A 1,041-nucleotide genomic window follows, 5' to 3' on the forward strand; every position below is an offset into this window, starting at 1 on the left:
TAGACCTCCTGTTCGAGGTCGGCAGGGTGGCTGGAGCGAAGGACTCGACCGTCGATCATGGTCGCCTTCACGCTCGCGTAGGTGGTCTCCGCCTGCCACCTCTCGTGATACAGGGTCACGAGCTGGTCGGCGGGATAGCGGGCGTGGTCCATGAGGCTGGTGACCAGACGCCACTGCTCGCGGCGCGCGGTGCCGTCCTCCAGGGTGGCGGTGATCCACGCCTCCACCACGCGGACCTGGAGCCTTCCGTAGCCCAGGCGGGCCAGGTAGGAGCCGTCGGGCAGACGGAGCTGGATGGTGGGGCACCGGCGGGCGGAGGAGCGGACGAGGAAGTGCGCGCCGGTGGCCTGGATGTCGCGCAGAAACTCCCACGCGTCGAAGCCGGCGTCGGCCAGGACCAGCATCCGCACAGCCAGGTGCTTCAACAGGCCGCTGGCGTAGGTGAGTTCGCCGTCGGCTTCGGGGCCGAACGCGGCAGCCAGGATCGCCCGGGTCCCGGTCTCGACCAGGGTGACCAGCCGCAGCAGCGGGTAGCCGGTGTCGCGTTCCTCGCCCCGGCGCTTGGGGAAGCGGGCGGTAACCGGGTCGCGGTCGGGCAGTTGCAGACTGGTGCCGTCGAAGGCGACCGTGCGCAACCCGCGCCAGTGCGCGCCCGGCGTGTCTGTCCAGGCCACCGCTCCGGCCACGGCCTCGAACAGCGCCTTGAGCGGTTTCGGGCCCAGTCGGCGCCGGGCCCGCGAGAGCGAGGAGGAGTGCGGGCGGGCCAGCGGCAGCCCGGCCAGACCGGCCGTGAGCTTGTCCCATACGGCCCGGTAGCCGCAGTCCTCGAACAGTGCCAGCGCGAGCACGAAGTACACCACCACCCGCGCGGGTAGCAGCCGGACCCGCCGCTGCACGGCCCGGGTCTCGACCAGTACCGCATCCACCAGCGCGAAGTCCACGATCTGCGTCAGCTCGCCCAGGTGCCCCGGCGCGAACACCCCCGCCGCTACCGCGACCACCCGCGTGATGACAGACTTCTCCTGCAACGGGACCCCTGTG

The 1,041-nt window shown here is 71.5% G+C and carries 1 protein-coding gene; it reads right to left on the bottom strand.

All coding sequences use genetic code 11. The annotated features are described in order from the left end of the window. Positions 1-1,028, bottom strand: a 1,028-nt coding sequence (locus ACZ5ON_RS36110; RefSeq protein ID WP_465601867.1) for an IS4 family transposase, incomplete at its 3' end; no start/stop codon positions are given. Between the last annotated feature and the right edge of the window lie 13 nt (positions 1,029-1,041).

It is taken from the genome of Kitasatospora sp. NPDC032150 (assembly GCF_055579945.1).